At 59.2% G+C, this 23,716-nt stretch carries 24 protein-coding genes; 9 read left to right on the top strand and 15 right to left on the bottom strand.

Going from position 1 to position 23,716, the window contains the following annotated elements; all coding sequences use genetic code 11:
• Positions 1-165 precede the first annotated feature (165 nt).
• The 4 genes from D882_RS0114360 to D882_RS0114375 all read right to left on the bottom strand — a co-directional run bounded on the left by D882_RS0114360 (position 166) and on the right by D882_RS0114375 (position 4,763).
• Positions 166-888: a TylF/MycF/NovP-related O-methyltransferase gene (locus tag D882_RS0114360; RefSeq protein ID WP_007946102.1), complete on the bottom strand. Its 723-nt coding sequence runs from the start codon at positions 886-888 to the stop codon at positions 166-168.
• Positions 885-1,751, bottom strand: a complete 867-nt coding sequence (locus tag D882_RS0114365; RefSeq protein ID WP_027923890.1) for a hypothetical protein — start codon at positions 1,749-1,751, stop codon at positions 885-887. The genes D882_RS0114360 and D882_RS0114365 overlap by 4 nt, the downstream gene beginning before the upstream one ends.
• 204 nt (positions 1,752-1,955) lie before the next feature.
• A complete protein-coding gene (locus tag D882_RS0114370) occupies positions 1,956-3,575 on the bottom strand; it encodes an inorganic phosphate transporter (RefSeq protein ID WP_027923891.1) in 1,620 nt (539 codons plus the stop codon).
• A 165-nt stretch (positions 3,576-3,740) separates the two neighbouring features.
• Positions 3,741-4,763 carry a transporter gene (locus D882_RS0114375; protein ID WP_027923892.1) on the bottom strand — a complete coding sequence of 341 codons (1,023 nt, stop codon included), beginning with the start codon at positions 4,761-4,763 and terminating at the stop codon, positions 3,741-3,743.
• 318 nt (positions 4,764-5,081) lie between these two features.
• Here D882_RS0114375 and D882_RS0114380 point away from each other — a divergent pair, with 318 nt between their 5' ends.
• A complete protein-coding gene (locus tag D882_RS0114380) occupies positions 5,082-6,704 on the top strand; it encodes a methyl-accepting chemotaxis protein (RefSeq protein WP_027923893.1) in 1,623 nt (540 codons plus the stop codon).
• A gap of 111 nt (positions 6,705-6,815) precedes the next feature.
• Positions 6,816-7,253, top strand: coding sequence for a hypothetical protein (locus tag D882_RS0114385; RefSeq protein WP_027923894.1), 438 nt, complete (start codon positions 6,816-6,818; stop codon positions 7,251-7,253).
• On the opposite strand, the gene D882_RS0114390 is transcribed toward D882_RS0114385, so the two are convergent.
• The 3 genes from D882_RS0114390 to D882_RS0114400 form a co-directional block, all read right to left on the bottom strand.
• Positions 7,250-8,428 carry a GAF domain-containing sensor histidine kinase gene (locus D882_RS0114390; protein ID WP_027923895.1) on the bottom strand — a complete coding sequence of 393 codons (1,179 nt, stop codon included), beginning with the start codon at positions 8,426-8,428 and terminating at the stop codon, positions 7,250-7,252. The genes D882_RS0114385 and D882_RS0114390 overlap by 4 nt on opposite strands.
• A 126-nt stretch (positions 8,429-8,554) precedes the next feature.
• Entirely contained in the window at positions 8,555-8,860 is a 306-nt protein-coding gene (locus D882_RS0114395) for a PepSY domain-containing protein (protein ID WP_027923896.1), read from the bottom strand.
• Positions 8,861-9,013: 153 nt separating this feature from the next.
• Complete coding sequence (locus tag D882_RS0114400) at positions 9,014-10,141, bottom strand: glycerophosphodiester phosphodiesterase (protein WP_027923897.1); 1,128 nt, start codon at positions 10,139-10,141, stop codon at positions 9,014-9,016.
• 237 nt (positions 10,142-10,378) lie between these two features.
• Between D882_RS0114400 and D882_RS0114405 the strand changes: the two genes are divergently transcribed.
• The gene (locus tag D882_RS0114405) at positions 10,379-10,705 is read left to right on the top strand and encodes a DUF2025 family protein (RefSeq protein WP_027923898.1); all 327 of its coding nucleotides are present in this window, start codon (positions 10,379-10,381) and stop codon (positions 10,703-10,705) included.
• Positions 10,706-10,821: 116 nt separating this feature from the next.
• On the opposite strand, the gene D882_RS0114410 is transcribed toward D882_RS0114405, so the two are convergent.
• On the bottom strand, positions 10,822-11,130 hold the full coding sequence (locus tag D882_RS0114410; protein ID WP_027923899.1) for an antibiotic biosynthesis monooxygenase: 309 nt from the start codon (positions 11,128-11,130) through the stop codon (positions 10,822-10,824).
• Positions 11,131-11,135: 5 nt separating this feature from the next.
• Positions 11,136-11,834, bottom strand: coding sequence for a CTP synthase (locus tag D882_RS0114415; RefSeq protein ID WP_027923900.1), 699 nt, complete (start codon positions 11,832-11,834; stop codon positions 11,136-11,138).
• Between the two features lie 15 nt (positions 11,835-11,849).
• Between D882_RS0114415 and D882_RS0114420 the strand changes: the two genes are divergently transcribed.
• The gene (locus tag D882_RS0114420; RefSeq protein ID WP_081743962.1) at positions 11,850-12,791 is read left to right on the top strand and encodes a LysR family transcriptional regulator; all 942 of its coding nucleotides are present in this window, start codon (positions 11,850-11,852) and stop codon (positions 12,789-12,791) included.
• Between the two features lie 7 nt (positions 12,792-12,798).
• On the opposite strand, the gene D882_RS0114425 is transcribed toward D882_RS0114420, so the two are convergent.
• Together D882_RS0114425 and D882_RS0114430 are read right to left on the bottom strand one after the other, a co-directional pair.
• A complete protein-coding gene (locus D882_RS0114425) occupies positions 12,799-13,332 on the bottom strand; it encodes a DUF1003 domain-containing protein (protein ID WP_027923902.1) in 534 nt (177 codons plus the stop codon).
• A gap of 120 nt (positions 13,333-13,452) precedes the next feature.
• The gene (locus D882_RS0114430; RefSeq protein WP_027923903.1) at positions 13,453-14,070 is read right to left on the bottom strand and encodes a TetR/AcrR family transcriptional regulator; all 618 of its coding nucleotides are present in this window, start codon (positions 14,068-14,070) and stop codon (positions 13,453-13,455) included.
• A gap of 214 nt (positions 14,071-14,284) precedes the next feature.
• Here D882_RS0114430 and D882_RS0114435 point away from each other — a divergent pair, with 214 nt between their 5' ends.
• Positions 14,285-15,361: an MBL fold metallo-hydrolase gene (locus tag D882_RS0114435; RefSeq protein ID WP_027923904.1), complete on the top strand. Its 1,077-nt coding sequence runs from the start codon at positions 14,285-14,287 to the stop codon at positions 15,359-15,361.
• A gap of 113 nt (positions 15,362-15,474) precedes the next feature.
• Entirely contained in the window at positions 15,475-17,004 is a 1,530-nt protein-coding gene (locus tag D882_RS0114440; protein WP_027923905.1) for an amidase family protein, read from the top strand.
• 43 nt (positions 17,005-17,047) lie between these two features.
• Here D882_RS0114440 and D882_RS0114445 read toward each other — a convergent pair whose 3' ends face one another.
• The 3 genes from D882_RS0114445 to D882_RS0114455 form a co-directional block, all read right to left on the bottom strand.
• Positions 17,048-17,320 carry an XRE family transcriptional regulator gene (locus D882_RS0114445; protein ID WP_155953731.1) on the bottom strand — a complete coding sequence of 91 codons (273 nt, stop codon included), beginning with the start codon at positions 17,318-17,320 and terminating at the stop codon, positions 17,048-17,050.
• 11 nt (positions 17,321-17,331) lie between these two features.
• Positions 17,332-17,649: a helix-turn-helix transcriptional regulator gene (locus D882_RS0114450; protein ID WP_027923907.1), complete on the bottom strand. Its 318-nt coding sequence runs from the start codon at positions 17,647-17,649 to the stop codon at positions 17,332-17,334.
• A 94-nt stretch (positions 17,650-17,743) separates the two neighbouring features.
• Positions 17,744-18,511, bottom strand: coding sequence for a helix-turn-helix transcriptional regulator (locus D882_RS0114455; protein ID WP_027923908.1), 768 nt, complete (start codon positions 18,509-18,511; stop codon positions 17,744-17,746).
• 112 nt (positions 18,512-18,623) lie between these two features.
• On the opposite strand from D882_RS0114455, the gene D882_RS0114460 reads away from it, so the two are divergent.
• Both D882_RS0114460 and D882_RS0114465 read left to right on the top strand, forming a co-directional pair.
• Positions 18,624-19,439, top strand: coding sequence for a sulfite exporter TauE/SafE family protein (locus D882_RS0114460; RefSeq protein WP_027923909.1), 816 nt, complete (start codon positions 18,624-18,626; stop codon positions 19,437-19,439).
• Between the two features lie 101 nt (positions 19,440-19,540).
• Positions 19,541-20,713 carry a hypothetical protein gene (locus tag D882_RS0114465; protein WP_027923910.1) on the top strand — a complete coding sequence of 391 codons (1,173 nt, stop codon included), beginning with the start codon at positions 19,541-19,543 and terminating at the stop codon, positions 20,711-20,713.
• Here D882_RS0114465 and D882_RS0114470 read toward each other — a convergent pair.
• Complete coding sequence (locus D882_RS0114470) at positions 20,699-21,703, bottom strand: hypothetical protein (protein ID WP_027923911.1); 1,005 nt, start codon at positions 21,701-21,703, stop codon at positions 20,699-20,701. The two genes, D882_RS0114465 and D882_RS0114470, sit on opposite strands and share 15 nt — an antisense overlap.
• Before the next feature lie 148 nt (positions 21,704-21,851).
• On the opposite strand from D882_RS0114470, the gene arsA reads away from it, so the two are divergent.
• The gene (gene arsA / locus D882_RS0114475; RefSeq protein WP_027923912.1) at positions 21,852-23,609 is read left to right on the top strand and encodes an arsenical pump-driving ATPase; all 1,758 of its coding nucleotides are present in this window, start codon (positions 21,852-21,854) and stop codon (positions 23,607-23,609) included.
• The last annotated feature ends 107 nt before the right edge of the window (positions 23,610-23,716 follow it).

Here is a 23,716-nt window from a genome sequence, read left to right on the forward strand (position 1 = left end):
TTATGGACTGGCTGGGTGATCCAGCCCATAACCTGAAGGAGATTATGTGCAGGAGTGAGCTTGCTCGCGATGGCGGTGGTTCAGTCAACAGTGATGTTGAATGTGATGGCCTCATCGCGAGCAAGCTCGCTCCCACAGGGTTTTGTGTCAGCCCCGGGGTATGCGTTAGACGTGGAAGTAGCCCACGCACGAATCAAACGGCAAACGCTTCAGCTCGATCTTGTTCAGGTCCAGCACTTCGCGCAGGGCTTTGGTTTCGCCCGGGAAGTTGCGGTAAGCCACTTCGTCCAGCACCACGATCGCGCCTTTTGGCATGTACGGCAGGAAGGTTTCCAGCGCGACTTTGGTCGATTCGTACAGGTCGGTGTCGAGGATCAGCATGGCCACGACCAGGTCAGGACGGGTCTTGACCCACTCCGGCACGGTCTTGACGATGTCGCCCTTGACCAGTTCGCAACGCGGGATGCGGTTGACCGGGCGCAGCAGGTCGTTGGCGTCGATCATGTCCTGGATCAGCGATTGGTCGGTGTCGGAGAACATGGTCTCGTTGACGTCGGCCGGGTCTTCTTTCTTGTCGATGCTCTGGAAGCCTTCAAAGGTGTCGAAGCCGATGATCGAACGGTTGATCGCGTACGGTTCCAGGATCATTGACAAGTGCATGTACAGCATCAGCGAGTTGCCCTTGTACACCCCGCACTCGATGATCGCGCCCGGTACTTCAGCGACTTTCTTGAACAGTTCCATGCGCGACAGGGCAGCGGTCACGCCGATGCGGTTGGCGAACACGAACGGGGCGTCGGCCACGTATTCGGCATCGACCCGTTTCAGAACGTTGGCACGGGTTTCGTTGTACTGGGCCTCGGCAGGCGTGATGCGACGCTTGGTCATTGCTGGATTCCTTGGAAATTCGAGAAGTCGTGGGCGTGGAAATAATCTTTGAAACCGGCGCCGACGTCAGGGCAGGCGCTGTCGACGTTGATTGCGCCACGCTTGTGCTTGAGGTCATCGAGGTGCATCAGGCGGAAATCCACGCTGAAGCGGGTTTGATCGGTGTGGTTGGCGACCGTGCCGTGCAAGTGCGAGCCGGAGAAAATCAGCATCTCACCGGTGTTGCCGGCGATGCGCACTTCAGACGCGGTATTGATCGCCTCCAGTGGCACCGGGTGCACGCGGACTTCCTCCTTGAGGTTGTCCTTGGCCTTGTGCCGCTGGTTGCTGATCCAGTCGTTGAGGCTCCATTCGCTGGAGGTGTTCTTCACCGGCACGTCGAAGTAACCGGCATTGATCATCATGGTCTGGTCGGGGCGAATGGTGTGCACCGGCATCCAGGTGTTGATCTGGCAATCGACGCTGCCGTACCACGTGTCGCGGTGCGGTTTGTAGGCGTAGCTGACGCCGGCGTGCAGGTAATCATAGTTGGGCACCACGCGAATGCGCGGTACGTCGAAAATGTACTCGCGCGGGTCGACGCCGATCTCGTCGATAAACGACAGGATCAGGTCCTTGGCGCGCTGGCTGTTGGTGAACTGGCCCTTGAGGCGTGTTACCAACACCACGAATTCTTCCACCGGCATCAGCGTGTGCAGGGCCTGGTGGTTGGTCTCGCCGTCGAAAGCGGCGGTGATGCTTTCCTGAGCAAATGCACACAGCTCTTTGGCCGCGCGCAGCTGAGTGTTCAGGAAGATGTCGCCGGCGTAGATGGCTTCTTTGAAGTCAGCTTTTTGCTGAAGCTGATTGATATACAGATTCACGATCCCACTCCTGAATGCATCGAGTCTCTTAAGAATCGGCAACACGTTAGCAAACTGAAGTGCTAACGGGCGGGTAGTGGATCAATAAATGCGTAATCGCCTGTATTTGCGACGAAATGCTTTTTACCCGGCAAAAAAAATCCCTGTAGCCGCTGGCGCAGCCTGCGTCCGGCTGCGCCAGCGGCTACAGGGGGTTGTGTCGATTTAGAACAGTTTGGTGAACAACCAGTACAGGCTGCCCGACAACATGATCGCCGCGGGCAAGGTCAGCACCCAGGCCATCAGCAGGTTGCGGATGGTTTTCATCTGCAAACCGCCGCCGTTGGCGACCATGCTCCCGGCCACACCCGACGACAACACATGGGTAGTCGACACCGGCAGGCCGAACATATCCGCCGCGCCAATCGTCAGCATCGCCACGGTTTCCGCCGAGGCGCCCTGGGCGTAGGTCAGGTGGGTCTTGCCGATCTTCTCGCCAACCGTCACCACGATGCGCTTCCAGCCGACCATGGTGCCCAGGCCCAAAGCAATCGCCACGGCGATTTTCACCCACAACGGAATGAAACGCGTCGAGTTGTCGATCTGCTGCTTGAACAGTTGCAGTTTGCCGCTGGTGTCGGCGTCGAAATTACCGACTTTGTTCTTGTCCATCAGGCGAATGGTTTCGCTGGTCAGGTACATGTCGTTGCGCACGTTGCCCACGGCCTCGGCCGGCACTTTGGACAGCGAGCCGTAACCCTTGACCTGGGCGCCGATGCTGCCGGTGAGGGCGGCGAGTGCCGGGATCAGCTGCGGCGTGGCTTCCTTGCTGCGCACGTATTCGGACAGCACCGGACGCGGGTCGGCCGGGGCCGGTTGTGGCGCCGCCTTGACCAGCGCTTGCTGGGTCACTTCCGCTACGGCGGCGAACTGCAGCGCCTGGTCGGCCGGCATGGTGCGGTTCAGCGCATAGGCCATGGGCAGCGTGCCGACCAGGATCAACATGATCAGGCCCATGCCTTTCTGGCCGTCGTTGGAACCGTGGGCGAACGAGACACCGGTGCAGGTCACGATCAACATCCCGCGAATCCACCACGGCGGCGGCGTGTTGCCGACCGGCGCCTTGTACAGCGCCCGATTCTTGACGAACGCACGCAAGGCCAGCAGCAACAGCGCGGCAAAGCCGAAGCCCACCAGCGGCGACAACAGCAACGCGTAGCCGATCTTGGTCGCCTGCGCCCAATCCACACCGCTGGTGCCGTCGTGACCGTGCATCAGGGCATTGGCCACGCCGACGCCGATAATCGAACCGATCAAGGTGTGCGACGACGAGGCCGGCAAGCCCAGCCACCAAGTGCCGAGGTTCCACAGGATCGCCGCGATCAACAGGGCGAAGATCATGGCGAAACCGGCGGAGGAACCGACTTGCAGAATCAGCTCCACGGGCAGCAGGGCGATGATGCCGAACGCCACCGCACCGCTGGACAGCAGCACGCCGAGGAAGTTGAAGAAGCCGGACCACGCCACCGCGAAGTTCGGCGGCATCGAGTTGGTGTAAATCACCGTGGCCACCGCGTTGGCGGTGTCGTGGAAACCGTTGACGAATTCAAAGCCCAGCGCGATCAGCAGTGCTACGCCCAACAGCAGAAACGGGGTCCAAGTGGTGACCACCGTACCGAGTTCGCTCATGTCGTGCATCAGGCTGTAAGCGGTGAACAATAGCCCGCTGGCCAGCACCCCGAAAAACACCACGAGGGTAAGCAGGCTAGGCTTTTTATCGAGTTGAGGTTTGGCGCTACGGACAGCGGATGCCTGAGTATCGGCGGGGTAGGAAGGCGTAGCCATAACGAACAATCCTGATGAGGGAGGTGTATCAGGGATAGTCGTTGCTAATTGTTACAGAGAGACTGCGTCAGATCAGGGTTTAGTGTTTTTGCTATTCCGTTAATCAGAATTCCCCCGCAACCTGTAGCAGCAGGCTTCGCCAGCTGCTGCAGGTTGCGGGGAGACTTAGTAATCCTGGCGCTTGCGAAACGCCCAGCGTCCGGCCAGCACGGTAAAGGTTGCGACCAGTGCCACCAGGATCCAGAACCCTTCCGGGTCGCCGGACAGAGGGATGCCGCCGACGTTCATGCCAAAGAAACCGGCAATGATGTTGATCGGCAACGCCAGCACCGTCACCACCGTCAGCGTAAACAGCGTGCGGTTGCTCTGCTCGTTGAGGTTGGCGGCGATTTCTTCTTGCAGCAGTTTGATCCGCTCACCCAGCGCCGTGAGGTCGTTGATGATCAGTGCAAACTCTTCGGTGGACTTGCGCAGCTCCTTGACGTCCTCCTTCTGCAGCCATTGCGGTGGCCGATTGAGCAAGCGCAGCAACGACCCCGGCTCCAGCGCCAGCAGGCGTTGCAGACGCACCAGCACGCGGCGGTTGGCACCCAGTTCGGCGCGGTTGGTCGACAGCCGCGACGACAACAGTTCATCTTCGATCTGATCCACACTCAAGCTGGTCTTGCGCACGATTTGCGTCAGCACCTCGCCCTGATCGCGCAGCAAATGCACAAGCAACTCCAGCGGCGATCGAAAACATTCACCGGCCTTCACCGAAGAGCGCAGCTTGTCCACCGAGTGCAGCGGTTGCAGACGGGCACTGATGATCAGCCGACTGCGGGCGCACACCCACAGGGTCGAGACATCCGAGGAGACCATGCTACTGAGGTTGAACACCACGTCGTTGACCACCGCCAGCAAGGCCGAATCCACATGTTCGATGCGCGTCGAACGCGAGCCTTCGTGCAGCGCCTCGAAAAATTCCTCCGGCAATTCCAGATGACTTTTCATCCAGCGCTCGCACGCGGCGTGCGCCAGATTCAGGTGCAGCCAGAGGAATTCTTGGCTGTCGTCGGGTTGTTGCAGGTATTGCAGCGCTTTGGCCGAATCGATCTCGCGACCACGTTCACCGGGGCGAAAACTGAAACCGTAGAGCAGGCCGAACAGGTCCGTGTCGCGATGGCTTTGGTCGATGCTGTGGTTCATGAGTGCTCGCAAGGGGGCGCTATCGCTCTATGTAGCAGCTGGCGAAGCCTGCGGCTGCAGGGTCGAGTTGTGGCGGGTTTACAGGTTCACCTGAGCCGCATCATCGCAAGGATTCTTGACGGTTGTGTGACGGATCAATGAAGGCCAAATAGTGGCTCTACCGACGGTCGGATTGGATTAAAGAACCGCTCTGGCACGCCGATCTCGCTTACGTTAACGTGCGCGCCTTTGGCCACGAGCCAAGTCGCAGACAGGGACGTCCGGACACCTTTCACGCCATGTTGCGGCGTGTCTCACCCCTGTCATGAGTATCACTCGATGCTGCAAAAATCCCTGAGAGCACAAATCCTCGCCTTGTTGAGCGGCAGCCTGCTGGCGATGTTGCTGATCGCTTTGGCTTGCTTTCATTTCCTGTCCAGCGGTGTTCAGAGCTACGCGAACCTGATCGACGGCCCGCTGCACACTTCCCAGTTGATCGATGAAGCCAACCTGCAATTCAAGGTGCAGGTTCAGGAATGGAAAAACGTCCTGCTGCGCGGCAAACAACCGGCGGACCTGGACAAATACTGGAAGCAATTCGAAGACCGTCAGCGCGATGTGCAAAGCATCCTCGGTGAACTGGCCGGGCAGAAGGGCATCGAGCCGCAACTCAAGACCCGCATCGAACGCCTGCGTGATGAACACCGCTTGCTGGGCACTGCCTATCAAAAGGGTCGCGATGCCTACGTCGCAGCCGGTGCCGACCCGACTGCTGGCGATACCGCTGTGAAAGGCGTGGACCGCGCGGCCAGTGATCAGATGAGCGAACTGGTTGTCGAACTGCGCAAACAGGGCGCCGAGCAGTCGAAGCTAATCAGTGCCGACGCTGACCGCACCGTGTTGCTGGGGATCATCGTGATGCTCGCCTCGGGCTTGCTGATCGGTCTGTTGAGCCTGTGGCTGGTCAACCGCAATCTGGTTGAACCGATTCGCAAACTGATCGACTACGTGGCGCAACTCAGCCAGGGCAAATTCGCCGATCGCGTGGCCAGCACCCGTCAGGATGAGCTGGGCAAACTGGCGGTCGCCGCCAATACCCTGCGCGATTTCCTCGCCGACACCTTCAGCCATTTGCAGCGCAGCGCCAAGGACCTCGACAGCGCCAGCGGCGAACTGAACGCCATCGCCAGCCAGATGGCGGGTGGCACCAACGAGCAGTTCAACCGCACTGATCAGGTGGCCACGGCGATGAATGAAATGTCCGCGACCGCGCAAGAAGTTGCGCGTCACGCCGCCGACGCCGCACGCGCTGCCGACGACGCTGACCAGTCCGCGCAGCAGGGCGAAAAAGTCATGCAGGGCACCATCCATACCATCACCCAGATGCGCGGTGAAATCGCCAACACCGCCACGGTCATTCGTCAGCTGGAAACCGACAGCGGCCGCATCGGCAAGGTGCTGGAAGTGATTCGCGGCATCGCCGAACAGACCAACCTGCTGGCGCTCAACGCCGCCATCGAAGCGGCCCGTGCCGGTGAAGCCGGGCGCGGTTTTGCGGTGGTCGCCGATGAAGTGCGCAGCCTGGCCCAGCGCACGGCGGCGTCGATCATCGAGATCAACCAGATCATTCAGACCGTGCAAACCGGCGCGGTGGACGCGGCGCAGGCGATTGAAAGCGGGCAGTCACGCAGTGAAGAAAGCGTGCAGCAAGTGACCGAGGCCGGCGCCATGCTGGAGCGGATCACCCAGGCCGTCGAAGCGATTCGCGACATGAACCGCCAGATCGCCACCGCTGCCGAAGAGCAGACCTCGGTGGCCGAGGACATCTCGCGCAACCTTACCGAGATCACCAGCATCGCCAGTACCAATCTGGACAACGTGCAACGCACCGAAGCGGCAAGCCACAACCTGCACGGGGTGTCGTCGCAGTTGAATGAAGTGACGGCGCGTTTGAGCGCGTAAGACCGACGGCTGTGTACCGGCTCGCTTACCGAGTCGGTACACAGTCGATCTCAAGTGCGGCCGGGCCATGTCGATGTGGGAGATACCCAAATCCCACACTGGATACATCCCATGGTCAGCATCACCTCTGTCTCGATCAACCAGACCCTCACCACCTCCACCAGCAAAACCGCGATCAGCGATCCCGCCGCCGACACCTCCGTCACCGCCACCACCGAGACGCCTTCCGACGACAGCAAAGTGGCCGCCGGTGGCGCTCCCGCGTCGAGCGACAGCAGTTCCAGCAGCAGCGAAGAATCCGATGCGGTGAAAGCCTTGCGCAAGCAAATCGCCGAACTGCAAAAGCAGATGCAGGAACAACAGCAACAGCTGCAAGCAGCCCAGGCAAAACAGGAAGATGCCGACGCCAAAGCCGCTGATGTCGCGGCGGCTCAGTCGCAGGTGGCGACCACCTCAGGTTCGTTGCAGACAGCAACGGCGGCGTTGTTGCAGGCGTTGCAGGACGCTGATTCCAGCACGTCGGGTTCGCTGGTCAGTACCAGCGCCTAAGCCTGCACAGGCAGTGTGAAGGTAAACGTCGTGCCCTGTAGCGCGGTCGAAACCACGTCCAGTTTTCCACCGTGGGACTGCGCAATCTGACTGGCAATGTACAAGCCCAATCCGAGGCCGGTCTGCGGCGTATCGCTGGCCGGTCGCGAGTAGGGGCGGAACAGGTAGGCCAATGCGTTCTCGGCAATCAGCCCCTGATTTTTTACGCTCAGGAGGAAGTGCCTGTCCTTGATCTGCGCATTGACCTCGACAGGACCTTGGGGATCGCCGTGGATTACCGCATTCGCCACCAGATTGGACAGCAACTGGGCGACCCGCTCGCGGTCGCACGGGACATTGTGCAAATCGCCGATGTAAGAGGATATGACGCGGTCCGGGTGAACACTCTGGACCTCGGAAATCACATGCCGTAAAGCCGCGCCCAGATCCGCGCAGGGTTTGATGTTCACCGGAATGCCGCTGCCAAAGGAGCCACGGGCAAAATCCAGCACGTCATCGACCAGTCGGGTGGCGCGTCGGGCGCTGGTGAGGATATGCCGGGCCCGTTGCTGATTCGCTGGCTCAGGCAGTTTTCGCAGGAGCATTTCGGCGCCGGCACTGATCGCGAACAACGGGTTGCGCAGGTCATGGCCGAGCACGGCGATGAACTGTTCGCGCAATTGCGAGGTTTCACGTTCCTGCTTGAGTGCCGCTTCGGTGTGCTGCTGGTTTTCTTCGGCTTCGATTTGCAGCGCCAGCATCCGGGCGAAGGATTCCATGGTGCTCTGGATCGTGCTGGATGTGAGCGGCGCAGGGTGGGGATCAAGTGCGCAAATGGTGCCGAAAAAGCGTCCGTCGGTGCGGAAGATCGGCACTGAGATGTAGCTTTCAAACTGGTAAATACGCGGCGTGTGGTGATTGTGGTAGAGCGGGTCTTCACTGGCCTTGTCGATCACCACCGACTGGTGGGCCTGACGAATTTCGTGGCACAGGGTCGTGGCCACCTCCAGCTCACCGCCGACCTGCAAGCCAAAATCCAGTTGATCGAGCACGGCGCAAGCGGTCCAGGAATTCTCCGTCACGCGCGCCACCGCGCAGAAACGCAGGCCCGTCAACTCGCGGATGACCTGGAGAATCGCCGGCACCGCGCTGATCCGACCGATCGTGGCGATGTCTGCTGCCGCTGTTTGCCCCATATCGATCAATCCCTGCGTGAACACCGTGGACCGATTCTATCGGGCTGGCGGCGCGTTGGCTCGCGCTGAATTCGGGACGTAAAAAAGCCGCACGATTTGGAGATCGTGCGGCTTTATCAGTTCGGGTTACTTGTCCTGTTTGTTGCTCAGGACTTTGCCGGTCGCAGCATCGAAATCGACGTCCCATTCCGTGCCGTCAGCCAGACGCAGTTCAACTTCGTATTCGTAGCCGTTGAAGTGGTTGTCCAGGTCCGTGTCGGTGATGGTCGCACCCGGATGCAGTTTCAGCGCTGCCTGGTTCAGTTCTTCCAGCGGCTTGATCTTGCCGCTCTTGACCAGTTCATGGATCTGATCGACGCGAACATCAGCCTGGGCCAGGCCAGCAGTGAGGGTCAGGGCAGCGGCGGTGAACAGGGCCGTCAATGTTTTCATGAAGTTCTTTCCTTGGGTTGTTCTGTTTAAGTGGCGCCAGATTAACTATGGCAACTTAATTCATCCTTAATTCCAGAAAGCCACCACCCACAAGTGCTGCCCAATTCCTGTGGGAGCGTGGCTTGCCCGCGATAGCCGCACCGCGGTCCCGAATCAATACCCGTTATTCTGCAGCAACTGCGCAACCGTCCCCGCCGCCGGCCGCTTATAGAACTTCAACAACTCACTGGCCCGGTTAGTAAAGACCCCATCCACCCCGGCATCCATCACCTTCTGGTAATCCACCGCATCATCAATGGTGTACACGTGCACCAACAAACCCTGATCGTGGGTGAACTGGTTCATCCACGGCTGCACCAGGTCCGAATAGCTCTGATCGCCACCCTGGGTCAGTGCGGCGGAAGGGCCGGTGCCGATAGCGCCCTGGGCCTTGGCGTACTCGACCCATTGCTGAAATTCAGCTTTGTCTTTCGGTTCCTGCCTGGCGTAATAAGTGGCTTTGTCCTTGTCGCCAGATTCAGCGAACGTCACTTTGGATTTCGGCTCGATGCTGCCTTCGCCGACCCACAGCAGCAGGATCTTCGGCACTTTCGGCATTTCTTTTTGCAGCAGTTCCAGGCTGCTCTTCTCGAAGGTCTGCAGCACGACCTTGCCTTTGCCCTGGCCGACCGCCAGATCACTTTTCCCCAGTTTCGAACCGGCCGGGCTCAGCCAGCCTCGGTCCTGCAACTTGTCCTTGAGGTCGCGCTCGATGCCGGGGAATTGCTTCGGCTCTTTGGTCTCGATGTACAAGCCCGGCTTGTGCAGCGGGTTGCCTTGGGCGATGTCGATGATCTCGTCCAGCGTCAGGATTTTCAGCCCGGCGTAGGACGGACGCGCGCGATCCGGGTAAGCCGTGTTGAACCAACTGCCGGCGTCGAGGGTTTTCAGCTCGGCCATGGTGAACGCGTTGGCCGGGCTGTTCTTGCGATCCGGGAACCGGGTGGCGACGTCGGTGGTGCGTTGCAGGTTGTTGTCGTGCAGGGCAAACAGCACGCCGTCCTTGCTGCGTTGCAGGTCCATTTCCAGGTAATCGGCGCCCAGGTCGCGGGCCAGTTTATAGGCGGCCGCGGTGGACTCGGGGGCATCGAACGACGCGCCTCGGTGGGCGATTACCGCCGGGTGCGGAATGCCCAAACGGCTGGCCAGAGCGGTCGGGCTGGGCTCGCTGGCGGCCTGTGCCTGGCCGAGGCCGAGCATCAGGCTCAGCAGCAGGGCGCTTTTGGTGAAGGTAACCGGCATGTCGAGATCCTTTCGCAGAGAGATTTTCAAAGACGTCCCTTTTAACAACTGAGCGCCGCTCGCGCTATCGCCAGACCGACATAAACGTGTTTAAAGCTCATTTTTTCAGCGCCGGTGTGCGCTGCTTTGCAGTACTCTTGGCCGCGGCAGTTTCCCCGGCAGAGGGAAACCCGCGTCGATTTCCTTGCGTGTAAACCATCGATCACCGGTCGTTAACGACCTTTTTGTGAGGTTTATATGCGCATCACTTCCGAACTCATCTGCCAGGCTGCCGACCAACTCAACGGCTTCGTCGGCCTCAATCGCAAGACGGGTCATTACATCGTTCGATTCAGCGAAGACGCGTTCGGCATGGACGTGGCCGATGACGGCATCATTCCGGTGAGCGAGTTTGTCTGGGCGCCAGGGCCGGGGCCGGTCATGACGCTCAAGCGTGAGTTGATTCAGTTGCTGCTGGATCAGAATATTGATGACCGCATCAACATCACCGAGCCGTTGCGGGTGTATATGCAGCGGCGGGACGTGCCGCAGATTGCGGCGGTGCGGAGTCTTGTCCGGGGTTGAAGGTTTGCGGAGCCTTGGCTGGCCTCATCGCGAACAGGCTCACTCCTACAGTTGAAACGCGTTCCCCTGTAGGAGTGAGCCTGCTCGCGATGGCGTCCAAAAGGACACCACAACGCTCAGAGCTGAAACCGATAATCCCGCTCAACCCTGCACACCCGCGTCTGACACTCCGCATACCACGTCGACCGCCCACGCTCACGAATCTGACTGTGCTCGGGATGATGTTTCCACGCCAGAATCGCCGCTTCACTGGCCCAATACGAAACCGTAATCCCGAGCCCATCCTCGCCCCGAGCTGATTCCACACCCAGAAACCCCGGCTGCTCACGAGCCAGTTCCACCATGCGTTCGGCGGCCTCGGCGTAACCGTGATCACCTTCAGTGCGCCGGGAGGTGAAAATCACCGCGTAGTAAGGCGTCGTCATGGTTTCTACCTCACACAAGCCTTGATGAAAGCGCGGACCAGCGGCGGCAGAACGCCCTTGAGCGCTGCACGTTCCGGCTGGAACAACGTGGCGACAAAGAACGGATGTCCCTTGAGCTCAACCGCCCGCAAGTCCCCTTGGGAATCATGGCCAACGGCGTGCAGCTGCTGGACCAATAGCGCTCGTTCAAACTCAGGATTCACACCGAAGCGACAGCGATAGCCTTCGCGTATGGCAGTCGTTTCGTACGCCTTGGCGATCAACGAACCTACAGCCAGATGAATGCTGTCCACCGCTTCTACCAGCGAACAGGTCAGCGGGGTCAGAAGCGCCCGTGCGGCATCAGGATGCGTCTCGCCGTGTTCGGCATCTTCCCAGCCCAACACATGGCGGGCGTACTCCAAAACCGCATGTTGAAACCCGCCACAGGTGCCGAGGAACGGCCGTTGCTGCTCTCGGGCAAAGCGGATCGCCCGTAACGCCCCGTCCATGTCTCGATAAGGACTCCCGGGCACGCACCAGAAACCCTCGAAACCTTGCAGCGGTGTGTCGGCGTTGATCTGGTCAGTGGCCAGCCACTGGAATTGCACGTCCAGCTTCAACTCTTCGGCAGCCATGCCAAGGGCGACGGGAATGGCTTGGTGGGCGGTGATTTGAGGGTCGTAGTCGCCGATCAGGGCGATGCGGATTAAGGGGGTTTCCATGAGTGCTCTCTCGGCTTGTTGATTCCTGGCAGCCACTATAGATTGGCGTTCACGCACTCAATATTGGCGTTATTCCAAATGATCAATGCAGCGACGCACTATCGGCTGGACTATCCCGACCTGGCCCTGATCCTCGCGCTGGTGCGTGGCGGTTCGCTGTCCAGGGCTTCGAACTTGCTGAAAGTCGACGTTTCAACGGTGTTTCGCGCCGTCCGCCGACTGGAAGCGGCATTGGGGCAACAACTGTTCGAAAAGAGCCGCGCCGGGTATTTGCCGACGACGCTCGCGCAAACCTTGGCCGAGCAGGCCGAGCGCGCAGAACAAGCGTTGGACGCGGCGCGAATCGGGGTGGAGCAGGGCGGGGAAGTCATCAGCGGCACTGTTCGCCTGACCTGCACCGATTCGGTCCTGCAAGGGTTGCTGCTGCCGGCGCTGGCGCAGTTCATGCCGTCCTACCCGGCACTAACCATTGAGCTGAGCACCTCCAACGACTTCGCCAACCTCAGCCGCCGCGATGCTGACATCGCGTTGCGCCTGACGCGCACACCGCCCGAGCATTTGGTTGGTCGACGTCTGGCGGACATTTCCTATCGGGTGTGCGCCAGTCAGCGGTATCTGAAGTCTGTCGACCCTGAAGATTTGGCTTCGCTGACCTGGATCGCGCCTGACGATTTCCTGCCTGACCATCCCACCGTTGCCTGGCGGCGTCAGCACTTGCCGGGCGTCACGCCGGCCTATCGCTGCAACAGTATGCTGTCAGTGACCGAGCTGGTGCGGGCCGGGTTAGGGGTGGCGGCCTTGCCGGACTTTTTGATCGGCGACACGTTGCAGCCACTGACCGCTCCTCTGGACGGTTACGACACCGCGCTCTGGCTGCTGACCCGTCCAGACTGCCGCGCATTGCGCTCTGTGGTGACGCTGTTTGATGAGTTGGGGCAGGCGCTGCGATTGCCTTGAGCGCGCGTTAAACCTTGGGCGGCTCTTTGCGCACGAAGTGCTGATGCATTTCCGAGGTCAGGTTTTCAATGCGCTCGGTGAGGGTCTTGGTCATCTCGGTGAGCCGGGTGTTTTGTTCGAGCAACTCCATCAATTGCGCGTTGTTTTTTGCAGCTTCGGCCTGACGTTCGCTGTTGGCCACGGCGATGGCCTCACGGTGTTGCGCATCGGCATCGGATTGCGCTTTGTCACGCGCCGCCTGACGGGTCTGGGCCAGCAGAATCAGTGGGGCGGCGTAAGCCGCTTGCAGGCTGAACGCCAGGTTGAGCAGGATGAACGGGTAGACGTCGAAATGGGTCACGCCAAAGATATTGAGGCATATCCACACCGCCACGATCAGCGTCTGCGCCCCGAGAAAGGTCGGCGTGCCGAAGAACCGCGCGAAGGCTTCGGCGCGCAGGGCAAATTTGTCGTTGCCGAAAGTAGGCGCGAGGTGGGCGTGAGCGCGATGGAAGCGTAAATGATCGACGACGGGTTTTTTATCAGCGGTTGGGGTGGTCATGATGCTCTCTGCATGGCGCTGGGACTGACGCTCACTATAGCCCCCACGCCAGTTTCATTCTGAAACACATTGCACTGATTTATTGAGCGCTGAGCCCTGCAGGGGAAGGGCGGGACCGTGTCATTTTTCGCAGACCTGATAACAGGCCAGAAACATGTCCAGCGCCGACTCCACCACGGTGGTCTGCATCTGCGGTGACAGCCCCGGCAACCCCATGGAAATCTGTGGCCAGAACGCAAAGGACTTGAGCATCCCCTGAATCTGTTGGGCGGCAAACGCGGGGTCGACCGGTTTCAATCGACCATCGGCCTGTGCCGTGCGAATCCACACGGTCAGGTCTTCTTCACGCTGGCCCATTCTGGCGACCATGTTCTGCGCACGCTCGGGCGAATGAATCGTGGCGGCGATGGCCACCCGCGCCAGGTCGAGAAAATTGTCATCGCCGAGCGTCTGCATTTTCGCCTGCAACATCACGCGCATCTGGTCGCGCAAGGGCAGGTCAGGGCGGTAGGACGTTTCCTGATCTGACAGTACCCGCGCCCACAATTGATTGAGGATTTCGGCAAACAACTCTTCCTTGCTCGGGAAGTGGTTGTACACCGTGCGCTTCGACACGCCGGCAGTGGCGGCAATCTTGTCCATGCTGGTGATATCGAAACCGTTGGCACGGAATTCGACAATCGCCGCCTGGATAATGGCTGCACGTTTTCGGTCGGTGAGGCGCTGTGGAGCTGTCATAAGTACGCTTCGGCAAGAGGCAAAGGAAAGTTACACTCGGTAGTTTACTTGTCATCGGCTTTGATGCAACCTAGAAACTACACTGTGCAGTGTAACGTTTTGTTAATCCTGCCCAGCGAAAAATAGATCTCCGGCTGATGCGTGCGTGCTTTGGCCATTTATCGTCCCACCGTGAAGAACTGCCATCTTGCGGTTTTTCTGGAGTCACTCAGTCATGGCCACTTCTACTTCCGCTGCGGATAACGCCCCTACGCCTGAAGCTTCTCATCAGGCACTAGGGCGCTTTCAAAACCATGTGCCCGTGCAACGTGAAGGCGTTCACAAAATGCTGCGCATCATGTGGAGCATGATCTTCCACAAACCGCGCAATAGCCGCCCAGCGGCCTCAGTGCCGGTACAAGCCCTGACCCAGGCGGCGTTGATCGCAGCGCCCAACCACAGCGTCTACCGCCTCGGCCACTCCACCGTCCTGCTGAAGCTGCGGGACAAATTCTGGATCACCGACCCGGTCTTCGCCGAGCGCGCTTCACCCGTGCAATGGGCCGGCCCCAAGCGCTTCCACCAGCCGCCGATCAGCCTGGAAGAATTGCCGCCGATTGAAGCGGTGATCCTGTCTCACGATCACTACGACCACCTCGACTATCGCGCGGTACTCAAACTGGCGGACAAGGCCAAGTACTTCCTTACCCCGCTGGGCGTCGGCGACACGCTGATCAAATGGGGCGTGGAGGCCGGCAAAGTGCGCCAACTCGATTGGTGGCAGGGCACTGAGGTCGACGGCATCCAGTTCATCGCCACCCCTTCACAACACTTTTCCGGGCGCGGTTTGTTCGACGGCAACAGCACCCTTTGGGCCTCGTGGGTGATGATCGACGGCGACACTCGGGTCTTCTTCAGCGGCGACAGCGGCTATTTCGACGGCTTCAAACGCATCGGCGAACAGTACGGCCCGTTCGACCTGACGCTGATGGAAACCGGCGCCTACAACGTTGAATGGCCGCACATTCACATGCAGCCGGAAGAAACCCTGCAGGCACACATCGACCTCAAAGGACGCTGGCTACTGCCCATTCACAACGGCACCTTCGACTTGTCGATGCACCCCTGGTTCGAGCCCTTCGACCGGATTTTGGCGTTGGCCTGGGAGCGCAATGTGTCGATCACTACGCCGCAAATGGGCGAGGCGTTTAACATCATGTACCCACAGCGAGGGGCCGCATGGTGGTCGGAAATGGAAAGTACGGTGAAGGAAGAAGGGCGTTTGGCTTGTAGCGGCTACAAGTCAGGGTGACGTTTCCTACATTGACAGCTCCTTGTGACTGACAGCCGTTTCCTACGATTTCGGTAGGCTGTGCGGCGGGTGAAATGACTCGCCCGTGATTAGCCATAACAAGGATGCTGTAAATGAAGGACATTTTAAAAAACCGCATGACGGCGCTGGCGCAGATCATTCTGCTATCGGTCTCCGGGCCTGCATTGGCAGACAACAACGCCTCCGTCACTGCCCAGCCGCTCGAATATGCGAGCGTCAGCGAGCTCACCGAGCGAATGGCGCGTAACGAACTCACCTCAGTCGCCCTGGTGGAATATTTGCAGGCGCGCATTCACACGCTGGATAAGCAAGGGCCGTCGATCAACGCGATTATCGAGCTCAACCCCCAGGCCATCGACATTGCCAGCGCCTTGGACCAAGAGCGTCAGGACGGAAAAGTGCGTGGCCCGCTGCACGGCATCCCCGTTCTGCTCAAGGACAACATCGACACGGCGGACCAGATGCAAACGAGCGCGGGTTCTTTGGCCATGGTCGGTCAGCCTGCTGCGAACGACGCGTTTGTGGTCCAACAGCTGCGTGACGCAGGTGCCGTCATTCTCGGCAAAACCAACATGAGCGAATGGGCTTACGTCCGGGAAATGGGCTTGCCCCACGGTTGGAGTGGTCGAGGTGGCCAAGGTAAAAATCCCCACGTGTTGAACGGCGAAATCTGCGGTTCCAGCTCGGGATCAGCCGCCGGTGTTGCCGCCGGTTTTGCACCGTTAGCCATGGGGACCGAAACCAACGGTTCCATCGCGTGCCCTGCTTCGGCCAATGGCGTGGTGGGCGTGAAGCCTACGTTGGGTCTGTTCAGCCGATCGGGCATCATTCCCATCACACGTCTGCAAGACACGCCGGGCTCGCTCTCTCGGACCGTCCGCGATGCCGCGCTGATGTTCAATGCCCTGCAAGGCGTTGACGCCAGTGACCCGGTCACCCGCGATGCCCCCGTCGGCGTTGACTACACCGCGCTGCTTACCACCGAGGCGCTGCAAGGCAAAAGAATCGGTTACCCGACTGAGTACGTCGGCACGAACGGCACTGTTCTTCGACCTGGTTTTGAATTCCTGATGGCCCTGGCCACACTGGAAGAGCAAGGCGCGACCCTGGTGCCGTTGACACTTCGACTGCCTGATATCGATGGCTACTTCAACGCCCTCATGGCAGGCATGAAACATGAACTGCCCGAGTACCTGGCCAGTCGTTCAGGCTTGCCGATTCAGACGCTTCAACAGTTGATCGACTTCAACGAACTTAACCCGGGCGCCGAAGGCTACGGGCAGCAAATGCTGAACGACATCAACGAACTGGACATGACCCCCTCGCAGGCCGCCGAGATGTTCGGCATCCTCAATGCCAGTTTCAAGGCTGCCATTGATGAGCAAATGACTGAACATCACCTGGACGCATTGTTCGCCGATGCCGATGGCTACTCGCAATTCAGCGCCGCCGTCGCCGGTTACCCCGCCATTACCGTCCCGTCGGGCATGAGCAGTGATGGGCAGCCGACGTCTGTGTTCTTTTTCGGCCAGCGCTGGAGTGAACCCCAACTGCTGGCGCTGGCTTACAGCTATGAGCAAGCATCGTTAGAACGCCAGAATCCGGCTTTTGAAGAGCAGTAGGGTCTCAACGGGAACGGTCATTTCAGCGTGATCAAGTCAGGCATCAGAACGCCTGATCCTCCACCGTCGGGCCGCTCGCCATGGAGCGGCCCACAATCTTCGCCACTGTCAGATCGCGAACGTTCCCACCGAGAATTTCATCCAGCTCCCCGGCTGACAGCCCCAGCCTTTGCGCCGCTTCCGCCTTGCCCAACTGACCGATATCCAGCAGCATGCCAATCTTCATGAGGTATTCGGCCTTTGCCCTCATCTGCCCCGCATCGATATCACCCAAAGACGGATGACCGCGCCTGTCGCATTCATTGATTCCATTCATCTGCTGACTCCTCACTCAACCATCGCGTAGTCCGCCCGACCCACCGGATCAGGCGTCGACCCTTTCACATTCATCCCTCGACCCGGCGCAAATCCGGGGAAGAACACCAGGCCTTCCGATTCAAACCGATACGCCAACGCCAGCCGGGTGACATCCAGCACATCGCGTTCGGCCTCGAATCGCACAATGGCGTCCACGGAGACACCGGATTCCTCCGAAAGCTCTTCCACGCTCCAACCCAGCATCGCTCGGGCCTGGGCGCAATGGGCCGGGGTGAATTGGAAAAGGGCGATACGTTCCAGGGTGATTTTCATCGCAATAGAGGCCATGGTGTTCTCCGGGCTCGAGAGTGCTAATCCAAAAAAGTACTGTTGTTTTGTACAGTTGTTTTGCGCCCGGATCAAACTCATTTTTTGATTTTTGCTATGTCGCCCCCTCCATCCAGACGGACGGTGCTTGCCCCAATAGGCGGCGAAACATGGTCGAGAATGCCGCAGGGCTGTCATAACCGAAATCCAGCGCAATCCGCGTCACCGGCGTCCCCGCCGCCAACCGCGCCAGGGCCAACACCACACAGGCCCGCTGGCGCCATTGGCTGAAACTGAGGCCAGTCTGCTGGCGGAACAGCCGATTGAACGTGCGCAAGCTGATGTGCAATTGATCGGCCCATTGCTGCGGCGATTGATGCGCATCGGGCCGCTGCAAAAAGCCTTGGCACAACCCCAGCAACCGCGCATCGACCGGTAAAGGAATGTGCAGCGGCAAGTGAGCACTGCGCGCCAGTTCATGCAGCAGCAAGTCGATCAGCGCGCCATCGCGCCCGGCCTCGTCGTACACCAGCGGGATCTCCACCGCCTCCATCAACAAGTGCCGCATCAACGGCGACACATTGATCACCTGGCAACGCGACCCCAGGTGAACCGCACCAGGTTCGATGTACAAACTGCGCGTGCTGACCCCCAGCATCAACACCTCATGCTCCACCCCCGCCGGAATCCACACCGCCCGCTGTGGCGGCACCACCCAATTGCCGTCATGCGTGCTGACCTGCATCACCCCGGTGGCGCCATACAACAACTGCGCCCGCCGATGTGTATGACGAGGCAACACATGGCCGTGGGAATAATCCGTGCCGATCGCCACCACCGGGCGAGGCGTGTCATCCAGTAGATCAATCGAAACATTGCGCATCGAGCGGCTTCCAGCAGTTGGCGTAAACGCGAACATTATTGGCTGACTTGCTGAAGCAGGCCAAGGCGCATCGCTCTATCGTCGACCGCTTTCAACCAACGGACGACGCGCAATGTTTTATCTCCTGCTGGCATTTTTCGGGTGCATGACTGGCGTCACTGCGGTGTTGTTCGGTTTTGGCGGCGGCTTCGTCGTCGTGCCATTGCTCTACCGCATGCTCACCGCCAGCCATGGCGCCGACGATCCCATAGGCCATTCGGCGATGCACATTGCCGTGGCGACTTCGACCTGTGTGATGATCGTCAACGCACTGATCGCCACTGGCAAACACCGTCGCGCCGGCAATCTCGTTCGTCATTATGTGTGGCCGCTGGGCGGGTTCATCGGCCTGGGCGCAATCCTCGGAGCGCTCGCCGCGATGTGGGTAAGTGGTGAGGTGATTCGTTATGCCTTCATCGCGTACCTGGGCGTGACCATTGTGGATTGCCTGTTCCGACGTGGTTTTCTGACAGCGTCCGACACCGCAATCCCACGACGATTGGGGAGGGCAGAAGTGTCGGGTGGTGGCGCAGGAATCGGCGTGATCGCAACGTTTCTCGGCGTGGGTGGCAGCGTCATGACCGTACCGTTGTTGCGACGGTGCGGGCTGAGCATGAGTCAGGCGACGTCCATGGCCAATCCGTTGAGCCTGCCGGTGGCGTTGGCCGGGACGCTGACTTACATGGCGATGGCGGGGTTTGCTGAGTTTGATCTGGGGCCGTGGTTTATCGGCTATGTGGATCTGCTGGCGTTTGCGGTGTTGACGATGGGATCGTTGGTGGGGATTCGGTTGGCCACACCGTGGATCGGGCGGATACCGGATCGGGTGCATGCGCAGGTCTATGTGGGGTTGCTGGTGTTGGTGATGGTCAGCATGTGCCTGAGCTGATCGTTATCAAGTCAGCTTTTTATCGATTCTCGAACACGGGTTCGCCATAATCCGCCGCTCTTTCTTGCGAGCCAATACTTGCTGCATTCAAGGATGATTTGATGTTTAAAGGACTGTTTCGTCTTGCTGGCATTGTCGTATTGGTGTGCTCCACGTTTTCTACGATGTTGTGGGCCGACAGCGGCAGGCAGGTCTATACCGGGACTCTGGGAAAAATGCCGATTGTGCTGGAGGTGAGCGCCGATGGCAGTGAGGGTCGTTACTTTTACCAAAAGTACCGCAAGGACTTGGTGCTTAGTGGCTCAAAGGAAGGAAAAGCACTTGTGCTGGAAGAGGGTGACCAGCGATATGGAGAGCACAAACCTTTTCCGACAATTCGCTTACAACCAAAGTCCAGCGGCTGGTCCGGAGAATGGACTAGCCCTAAAGGCAAAGTCTTGAAGATTGATCTGCAGCCAGCGAACCTTCCTCAGATTCCCGCCGACACCTTGCCCTATCTCGCCAGGCTTCACGACAAGGCGCCTTATGAATACCTACGCTTGCAGGGTATGAAGCTTACACAAGGCAAGACTGAAACCTTCATGGGTTACACGCTGCAATGGTGGCGCGACCCACAATCTAAAGCCGAGCTGTTTGAAGTGGTTTCGGGCTACAACGCTGAGGAGCGTAAGCGTATCAATCAGCAATTGATGGGCCGTTTGTGGCAGGAGGTTGTGGGGTATTACGGATGCTTCGCTAACTACGCTGACGCCTACTACGCACAGACGAGCCAGCCTCTGTGGATGACGCCGAACGTCATGAGCGTCCGTGTCTCAACCGAGTACTTCTGTGGCGGTGCTTACCCGGATCAGGTCAATGACTCACTCAACCTGGATGCTAAAACGGGCCAATCTCTGACGCTTGATGACGTGCTGTGGGTGGGACAGGGAAAACCGCTGCACTACGAGGAAAACTACGACGCCTACATTTCTTCGTCTGAGTCATTCAGTGCCTATTCTGATTACCGCGGCAAAGAGCTGGCGCCGTGGCTGGTGGCTCAATTGCTTAATCTCTATCCCAATCAAATGACGGTCACGCCAGAAGGGGACGACGACTGCGACTACGATGACGAGGACCGCTGGAGTTTTCCTTCCTGGTATTTCACCGAGCAGGGGATCAAGTTAGATCCGTCCTTTCCTCACGTGGCCGCAGTGTGTGGAAATGTGGGCTGGGGTGTCCTGCCGTATAGCCTGATCAAGCAACACCCCGGCGGCGTTGCGCTACAGCTGCCCTGATTGCGTACCCGCCAACCCCGGCGCTTCCCGAATATTAAAGTGATCCAGGTTCTCGATATTCGCACTGAACACCCCGAACGTCTGCTCGGGGTTTTTCTTGCTCGGCACCTGCTTCAACTCCGGCGTCACGCCATAAAAGAAGCAATACAGATCCTTGCCGCTCTCGATGGCGTGCTTGATCTCTTCCAGAAACGCTTTGCGCTTGCGGTAGTTATCGATCAACTTCTTGCTCAGGTAAACGTTGACTGAATACGGCTTCTTCTTCGCCTCATCCGCCTGCTTGAACCAGACCTTCTGTTCGAAATCGATGCGAAAGCTCTGGGTGTAATCCTTGATCTCCTTGATCTTGCCCCAGTAAATCAGCCCCTTGTTGTCCGTCAGGTATTCGATCTTCTTGAAGAACGACCCATAAGGCGCCGTGTGCTCGCCAATCTTCAGCGGCATGCGCTTGAGCAGGTCCTTGTCCTCGAAGTTCGACACAAAACATTCCACCGGGTGGGCGAAGACACTGGTCTTGTCGGGTGCTGATTCGCGGGTCGGGTGTTCTGTGTGATGGTCCGCCGAAACGGTTTTCGGGATGTCTCGAACTTCATCCGCCGTCCCCGCCGGGTTCGATGGTTGACGCACATACTGACGCCGGGTCAGTAACAACTCCGACGGGAAATGCTCCTCGCGACTGTCATCCGTTTCCGCACCGTCCGCGTCCACACCAGACGCCGAGGCTTTGAGACTGGCATAAGGACAATCTGCCATGTGCCGGGTGCCGGGGGTGTTCTTGAAGTGCGGAGTGCGGACGTAATTCACGTTTTTGGCGTTGAAGGTTGTCAGCACATTGGCCGCATCGAACGCCAAGCGACAGGCATCGTTGGGGCACTGGAAGTGCTCTTTGGCGGAGTCGAACGCCATGGTTTCGTCGAAATTCAGATCGCGCACGTCATAGATCGACAGCTTGTCGTCGAGGCTGAGGCAATAGGCGAGGTCGAATTTCATGGCAGGCTCGGGTCCTTGAGTGGGGAAGGGTATTAATAGCGGGAGCTGCGGCGGGTTGCACTGACTGTTTTCCAGATAAAGTTGGATGTGCTGAACATCGGTCTAAACTCTGAGCCTCAATTGTGCTCCGCAGCGAGGCTAGCGTGCCATGCAGTCCACCATCAAACTGCTCGCTCAACCCACCAAATATATGTTCTTCACTGGCAAGGGCGGGGTTGGCAAAACGTCGGTTTCCACAGCGGTATCAATCGCCTTGGCTGATGCAGGCAAGAAGGTGCTGCTGGTCAGCACAGACGCGGCCTCGAACCTTGATGAGATGCTCGGTGTCGAGCTGAGCAATCAGCCTGTAGCGGTACCGAATGTGCCTGGAATGTTCGTGCTCAACATCGACCCCGGGACCGCTGCCATCGACTACCGGGCCCGGGTGGTCGAGCAAATGGGCTCCCAGGCCAGCGATCAAGATATTGCTCTGGTGCGTGAGCAACTCTCGGGAGCGTGCACGACCGAAATCGCAACGTTCGATGAGTTCTCCCATCTCCTGTCACAGGGCGGCGCGGCCTATGATCATGTGGTGTTCGATACCGCACCCACGGGGCACACGCTCAGGTTGTTGAGCCTGCCCAAAGCGTGGAGCGGATTTTTGGAAGGCAATGATCGTGGTGCGTCATGCCTGGGGCCGCACTCGGGGTTGAAAATGCAGGAGCAACTTTTCAATCAGGCGTTGGCGGCGCTCAACAATCCAGCCCTGACCACCGTCGTGCTAGTGGCTCGCCCTGACAAAGGCGCACTGGGCGAGGCCGCGCGTTCCTCCGACGAGCTCCGTGAGTTGGGTCTGGAAAACCAGCGTTTAGTGGTGAACGCTGTGTTCAAACGCAGCGACTTGAATGACCCGATCGCAGCCGCCATCGAAGCGATCGGCCAGCAGGCGCTCGACGAGATGCCCACGTCGCTGCGCCAGCTTTCAGCCGACTACATTTCGCTCAAGGCTATAGATTCCGTTGGCTTGCCCGCGCTCCGCGGTCTGCTTTCCCCGGAACTTGCCAGGCCAACAACGGCTGCAACACAAACGCGCTCACCCCTGGAGCATCACACCCTCTCGGAACTGGTTGCTGAGCTTGCGAATGACGAACGCGGGTTGATCATGGTCATGGGTAAAGGGGGAGTAGGCAAAACCACCATTGCCGCCGCCATCGCCCTGGGTCTGGTGCAGCACGGCAAGTCAGTGCACCTGAGCACCACGGACCCTGCGGCGCATCTGGCGGCGACCCTCAACGCCGATGTGCAAGGGCTCGACGTTGGCCGCATCGACCCCAAGGTCGAGACCCAAAAATACGTGGACAAGATCGTGGCCTCCCGCGCGCCGACCCTGACGGACGATGAAATAGCCTTGCTCATCGAGGATCTACGATCCCCCTGCACCGAAGAGGTCGCGGTCTTCCACGCGTTCTCCCGCGTGGTTGCTCAAGCCAGAACGTCGTTCGTGGTGCTCGATACCGCCCCCACGGGTCACTCACTGCTATTGATGGATGCCACAGGCGCCTATCACCGCCAGATGGTTCGGGAATTCAACGGCGCCTCGGACCACATCGTCACGCCTTTGATGCGCCTGCAAGATGCGCACTACACCAAAATCATCCTGGTGACGCTGCCCGAAGCCACACCGGTGTCTCAGGCGGCGGCACTGCAGGATGACTTGCGCAGGGCCAAAATCGAACCGTTTGCCTGGGTGGTCAATAAGTCTCTATTGGCGACAGACACCGATGACCCGCTGCTGCGAGCGCGCCTGGACAGTGAGCGCAAGCAGATGGCGCGGGTTGCAGGCCAAACCAGCCACGATGTCATCGTGGTGCCCTGGACGGCGGAGCCACCTGTTGGGGTCGCAGCGCTCAAGCGCCTGCTGGATTGACGCGTCAGCATCGGCTTAACGCCCTTCCCACATCGGAGAAAGACCGTGCTAAAAACCGCCATCGCCTCAATCGTTCTCTCGGCGCTTGCTGCGAACCTTTACGCTCA

Source organism: Pseudomonas sp. URMO17WK12:I12, from assembly GCF_000514395.1.
In the GTDB taxonomy this organism is placed as follows: Bacteria; Pseudomonadota; Gammaproteobacteria; order Pseudomonadales; family Pseudomonadaceae; genus Aquipseudomonas; species Aquipseudomonas mucoides.